The 6,331-nt window shown below is 53.7% G+C and carries 4 protein-coding genes and 1 pseudogene; all 5 read left to right on the top strand.

Annotated elements, in window-relative coordinates; translation table 11 throughout:
* Positions 1-450 (top strand): annotated as a pseudogene (locus tag LB554_RS29320) (hypothetical protein); the annotation flags it as partial.
* Positions 451-867: 417 nt separating this feature from the next.
* The gene (locus tag LB554_RS29315) at positions 868-1,917 is read left to right on the top strand and encodes a hypothetical protein (RefSeq protein WP_224588298.1); all 1,050 of its coding nucleotides are present in this window, start codon (positions 868-870) and stop codon (positions 1,915-1,917) included.
* 77 nt (positions 1,918-1,994) lie between these two features.
* Entirely contained in the window at positions 1,995-3,179 is a 1,185-nt protein-coding gene (locus LB554_RS29310) for a LodA/GoxA family CTQ-dependent oxidase (protein ID WP_224588297.1), read from the top strand.
* A gap of 40 nt (positions 3,180-3,219) precedes the next feature.
* Positions 3,220-4,656, top strand: a complete 1,437-nt coding sequence (locus tag LB554_RS29305; protein WP_224588296.1) for a radical SAM/SPASM domain-containing protein — start codon at positions 3,220-3,222, stop codon at positions 4,654-4,656.
* Complete coding sequence (locus LB554_RS29300; RefSeq protein WP_318013224.1) at positions 4,580-6,112, top strand: NAD(P)/FAD-dependent oxidoreductase; 1,533 nt, start codon at positions 4,580-4,582, stop codon at positions 6,110-6,112. The genes LB554_RS29305 and LB554_RS29300 overlap by 77 nt, the downstream gene beginning before the upstream one ends.
* Positions 6,113-6,331 lie beyond the last annotated feature (219 nt).

The following is a 6,331-nucleotide window of genomic DNA, read 5'->3' as shown; positions in this document are numbered from 1 at the left end:
GGGGTTCCGAGGCGCCCGGATTGGGCGGAATGGACACGCACTTTCGTTGTCCCCGACAAACGCTCGGCCGGTTTGCGGGGCACGCTGACGCAACTGTGCTGCGCGGTGATGGAGTACGCACTCGACGAAGGCCTTAGCGCGGTGGGCGGTGTCCAGGAAACTTACTTCATGCCCCACCACGGGGCACTCAAGTGGCGAGCCGAGCCTTTGGGCATGGCCAGAGAAGAAAACGGGGAGTGGTACATCGTTGCCTACATTGACGTGAGTGAGCGGGCGCTAGCAAGCGTCCGAAAAATCCTTGGCATAGGGCACTCGCTACTCATTCGTCGCGGAACCCAAGTGCCATTCATGGCCGTGCCTCGCAGGCAAACTTACAATACAAAGGTTGACCACTCAACTTTGCTAAGTAATTTCCAGTCGTTCTCTCAGTCTATCACCATCACTATCTAATGGAGAAAAGCAATGGAAACACGTAGTTGGTATGCATGGATCAACAAAATGCCGCCAGAACCAGACGATTTTCACGTCATAGGCGAAGTATTCGTTGGAAATCCGGGTGTGGAGTCCTTCCTTGCGGTCAGGGAGCCTCAGGGAATAAACGGCAATATTCTATTGCTCGACTTACACCTTGTGCAACGACCGGGAATGTGGCCCCAGAGGATGACTTGGGTGCAAGCAAGGTACGATTCCGTAATTCGCCCGGACGGACCCAATTATACAGACGTAGAGGTATTCTCAGGATCTGACTCGATTGCAAACATAGTTGTGCAATCGATTCAGTGAAATGCTGGTAAACGCCTTTTGGACATAAGTTCGTTCGCGATTCTTATCTTCCGTTTCAATCGGCGTCTATTAAGAGGAATTTCTATGATCAGACATACAACTCGTATAAAACGAGAAATTATCTTTTTTTTGTTGCTTGGTCTGTTACAGGCGACTGCCCCCGTGGAACTAGCAGGTGCCGCGGATTACGACATCGGTGCGATGGGTCGCGAATGCACCGAAAAGATAGGTGTAATCGAACCGTTCAATTGTCTAAATGGTGAACTGATCCCCATCACGACAAACGGCCGGTTGGTCAATCCGGGAGAGTCCGCTCCCTCGGTTTGCGACAAACCAAGCTTCTTGGCTCCTGCATTTTGCAAGCCTCTCTCTAGAGTTGGCCGACTACCGAGCGTGGGGCCGAATGGCGTTGAAGACGACGATGTGCAAGTCATATTCATTTGTCGACGATATAACGATGTAACGGATCCGAACGATCCAAAATTTAAAGACGTTGCGATTGTCCAGCACCGAAAGTCAACGGGCGATACGTGCTTCTTTCAGCATCTTGCGGATTACCTCGACGCAACTCGCGTCCCGCCACCAACCGAAGCTGCTTCCCAAACGCCCGCGGGAAGCCCCACAGCAGAGCAATTCTGGCTACCCCCACAGCAAACGGCAAATATCAATTGCAATAGTTGCCACGACGCGGGGCCGTTCATCCACTCGCCCTATATTGACCAGGTGAGGGTTCCCAGTACGCCAACCGAGACTATAGTTTTTCCGTTCCCTGACGTGCGGAACAACGAGCCGACCAACTACCGCTATGTCGGCCAACCATTTCAAACTTGGGGGATTCCTCAGATGATCGTTCCACAAGGTAACAAATGCGCGGAATGCCATGTATTCGGGATTAACGCTTCAAGCGATAACTTTACTCGGTTCGCCGTTGGCAGGGCGGCGCCCAACTCGATCACCGAAGGTTATACACATTACCCCAACAGCCATTGGATGCCTCCAGCCCAAGCACAGGAGATGCCGGAACAAATATTTGAGCGCCTATATGGTCAATCGATCGATCAGATCCTTGCTTGTGGAGCGCGCGGTGCAATGGAGTCTGCGCCGGAGTGCAATCGTCGTGCCTTCGGCCCGTAAGATTGTCGAAGACAACAACTAATGACGAACAGCTAAGTTTGTGTCTACTTATATCTGAAGGTTTAGCGGAGGAAACCATGGCACTCGACCCAAACATAAACCAGATAAAGGTGCATCCCGCCATTGGGTTCGCGCGTCTCTCAACAAGCCCGGACTACTACGTCTTCGACCCTATGAGCCCGGTCCGCGGGGTCTATAAGTCGGGCGTCAAAATAATGCGCCAAGCAGTCCAGTTCCGTTTGTTCGCATATGGAGACAACAACGACGGGCTCTATGAGCTAACAGAGGAGAGGCTGCACGAGATGGGACTTCGGGCGATCTGGTCCGTTGAGCTGGCCAACGGAAAGATTGAGAGTCTCACGCAGAATCCCTCCGACCGCTTCCATGCGCGCGGCGACACGGGAGCCGGCGATCTGCAGCTCGTAGGCAATCTCAGCACTTTTGCAGAAGGAAGTTCTATCGCAATGGGCGAGATCAAAGTGGACGGTCTTTTTGTCCCCCCAGTTGCCGCAGTCATAAGGCGTACCTTGACGACACCAACTCAGCAAATGGGGATGTACGACCGGGACATATCTGACAATACGTCTGATGGCTCGGTTAGCGCGAGGCTCCAAGAAGTTGCCACTGGTAACGCAATCGGAATAGCAATACTACCAGCGTGGATTTCCATATGTCCACAAGATTTTGCTCCATCCTGGAATGATCAAGGTGTGAATCACAACCTGCTTTCACTACTGCAAGACAAGTTGCATACACCCAACGCCCCATTGACAAACCCAATCAATATTCAAGCTAGAGCCTTGGACCGTCAAACGTTAGAGCGGGGTACAGCTGTTTTTAGTCCTGGCATAGAGCTTGATGGATCTTTCACGCCAGCACAATTCTATCCAGAATCTGTCACAAATGATCTCGACGAGATACGCTTTATGCCGAGCCGGGCTGGAGGTGGTGTTGCACCAGGATCGTTAACAGACAGCCTATGCAGCCCGTGGCAATATGATTTCCGCGCTTGTACATGTTCCTGGTGGCCCAATCACCGACCCGATGTAGCCTTTAAGGATGACGGCAACGGCGTTGAAGGTAATTGGCGCCGGAGGATAGCAGCCGAGAGCGGAAATTCTCCGCCTAGCGGTTTGCTGGAAACCAATCCCGATTTCATTGAACATGTAGATGAGCTGGGGATTATAAAGAAGGCGCCTGGCGATCCGAGCAAGCATGCCGAGACGGAACGACGAAACGATATAGATCCATTGATTGCATGATGATTTAGTTAGATTGGAATTGTGAACTGGGGGATGCGGCATGTCAGAAGGAATTGGCAACGAAGGGATAATTTTATCCAACACACCGGATCATCTATCTCGGTATAACGCGCTCGGGTCAAACGGAAACTACAGAGATGATTTTTTCTCGGATCAAGACTTCTATCTTTTTCGCACGAAACTGGGAATCGGGTTGGTTCTAGTGGACGGAACGCGTGTCCACTTAATAGATGAGGCTCTTGCCTCCCAGCTGGAGTGCGCATCCACGCAAGGTAGGCGCGAAGATTTGCGCGACATCTTCGTGAGCCTTGGTTTTTATCTTGAACCGCTGGTAGACGATTGTTTGGTGGGCGTCCCGCCACCCCGCGCTTTTTCGCTTGCAGTCGCACAGAAATGCAATCTCGGCTGCACCTATTGCTACGCAAGCGGGGGCGACTTCGGCAGCGTCGCCAAGAAAATGGCTTACGAGGTGGCAGTGCGGTCCGTTGACCGGTTAATGGACGGGGTCTGCCCCGGTGAACGCGTGAACTTGGCGTTTCTTGGCGGAGAGCCGCTGGTAAACCGGTCGGTCCTAATTGCTGCGACTGAGTATGCGGCCGAGCAAGCAATACGGCGTGGCATAAAAATTGGCTTTTCGATAACGACGAATGGCACGTTGATAACCCCAGACGACGGTGCGTTCTTTGAGCGGCATAAGTTCGCGGTCACGGTTAGTCTTGATGGCGTAGGCTCGGACCACGATTTACTTCGGCCGTTCAAGTCAGGTCGTGGATCATTCGACCACATTGTGGCGCGGTTACAGCCGCTTTTGGAAATGCAACGTGGTATGCAAGTTTCGGCTCGGGTGACGGTTACCCCGCGCAACTTAAACCTTCGAAGCACGCTGGATCATCTCGTATCGATGGGCTTTCACAGCGTTGGATTCTCGCCAATGGTAAGTTCTCCGACGGGTCGAGATCAGATGGCTGTATCGGATTTTGCTACCTTGCTCGACCAGATGATTGCGTGCGGCACGGAATTTGAACATCGTATCACCAATGGCCAGCACTATCCGTTCAGCAACATTGTTTCCGCCCTTTCCGAAATTCATCGGGGCACCCACCGGCCCTACAGCTGCGGAGCTGGCGGGGCCTATTTCGGGGTCTCGGCGGAAGGGGGAATATCGGCATGTCACCGGTTTGTTGAAAGCGAGACTGGTCAGATGGGTCATATTGACACCGGGGTTGATGTCGCCAAGCAATCCAAATGGTTGGCCGATAGGCACGTTCACCACCAGACGCCCTGCAATCAGTGCTGGGCCAGATACATGTGCGGAGGTGGTTGTCATCACGAAGTCATCCACCGCGGCCGAGTAGGGTGCGACTATATCCGTGGCTGGCTGCACTATGCGTTAGAGACCTATGTTCGGCTCATTGCAACGCATCCGGAATATTTCGGCCCCCGTGGCGGGTTATTTAATGCGGCGCCTGTGGTGTGATGCTTGTATCGTAGGCGGAGGCCCGGCCGGAAGTTCGGCGGCGATTCGCTTAAGACAGATTGGCCTTGAGGTCGTGGTCATTGAGCGAGCGCAGTTTCCGCGCCGCAAAATTGGCGAGTCGCTGGCGCCATCCATCTTGCCCTTGCTCGACGTTCTGGGCGTCCGCGAGCAGGTTGAGAGTGCTGGATTCCCGCGCCCGGTTGGGGCGACCGTCCGCTGGCACGGTGACGTTAGGTTCATATCGCGTGCTTCCCATCATGGGGAAGGTGGCCTTCAAGCAGACCGCGCTGTGTTCGACCACATTCTCCTCAATTTTGCATTCCAGAAGGGAGCTAGAGTCTTGATGCCGGCCCTCGCGGTATCGGCGCGGTATGACAAATGCTGGACTGTTAGCGCGAGCACTCAAGAGGGAAATATCGAGATTACTTGTCGCTACCTTTTGGACGGCGCAGGGCGACGCGGGTTCTTGAAACATGCTCGTCGGACCCGATTGATGCCGTCGACTCTTGCTTTGTTCGCCTATTGGACCGACCATAATCTGCACAGCTCGGAAACCCGCGTCGAAGCCTTTTCGGACGGTTGGTTCTGGGCTGCCCCTCTTTCGAATGACCAAGCTAATATAGCTGTTTTTATCGACCCAAAGGGCAGAACTCTCACCCAAGGGGACTTAGAACGACCCTACCGTGCGCTGCTGTCGAGATCATTACTGCTACGGCGGTGTTTGGAAGGATGTATGGTTTCCCCCGTCATCGGATGCGATGCGGCCGCAAACATGGCCCAGGAACCGATCGGTGAGGGCTATGTCCGTTTGGGCGATGCAGCCATGTGTATAGATCCACTCGCTGGTCAAGGCACACATTTGGCTATCATGATGGGACTGCAGGCTGCGGCCGTCACAAACACGGTCCTATCGACACCAACTTGCCGGGAAATTGCGGAGCAGTTCTATCGAAACCAGGTTGCCCGGTGGGCCCAACACTTTTCAGCCATATCTGCCGAATTTTACGCAGAACGCGCTGAAGTCGACCCGTCGACCTTCTGGACAACGCGAGCGCACGGGTTTCCATCAATAGGAAATCCACCTAGAGCGGCGACAACGACTAAGGACTTGGATCCTGACACGCGGCTCTTTTGGTCAACCAATGCCCAGTTCACCATTGCTGGTATACTAATCAAAGATAGGATTGAGGAGGCTCTTGTCATCTTTTGTCGGGTAGGGGATCGCTCAATCGCCTTTCTTGGTGGTGTGCCTGTACGACAGGTAGCTGAGCACCTCCTGGAGCCGGGGCGAGCCTATCAAATCGCAGCGCGCCTCGTTCCGTACATGGGAGAGCGCGCCGCAGTAGAGACTGTCCTGAAGCTTTGGCAGTTTCGGGTACTTGCCACCGACGAGAGCGAGCGCGAGAACCACAAGATTATCGTCCCCACGCAGCCGCTCATGGGTGTCGCCAATTGAAGGCACTTCATTTTCGAATGCGACACCTGAGGCCGACCGGCTACTTGGTCTTTCGTGAATGAGTAAGTGTTACTATAGCTGCGAGCTTGTGCTGTCGGTAAAGAATTGCCCAATCTGACCAAATCTGCTTTGGGGACGGACGTTTGTGGGCGGCGGCGGGCAAGACCTCGTCGGAAACATCCCAAATCCTTGGTCTGACCGAGCGCACCGTCAAATGGC

The sequence above is a fragment of the Mesorhizobium sp. CO1-1-11 genome (genome assembly GCF_020164995.1).
In the GTDB taxonomy this organism is placed as follows: Bacteria; Pseudomonadota; Alphaproteobacteria; order Rhizobiales; family Rhizobiaceae; genus Mesorhizobium; species Mesorhizobium australicum.
This window is presented reverse-complemented; position numbering and strand designations above follow the sequence as displayed.

Coding starts and splice junctions, on each gene's coding strand:
- LB554_RS29305 (WP_224588296.1), top strand. CDS start 3,220: ATGTCAGAAGGAATTGGCAACGAAGGGATAATTTTATCCAACACACCG.
- LB554_RS29300 (WP_318013224.1), top strand. CDS start 4,580: ATGTTCGGCTCATTGCAACGCATCCGGAATATTTCGGCCCCCGTGGCG.
- LB554_RS29315 (WP_224588298.1), top strand. CDS start 868: ATGATCAGACATACAACTCGTATAAAACGAGAAATTATCTTTTTTTTG.
- LB554_RS29310 (WP_224588297.1), top strand. CDS start 1,995: ATGGCACTCGACCCAAACATAAACCAGATAAAGGTGCATCCCGCCATT.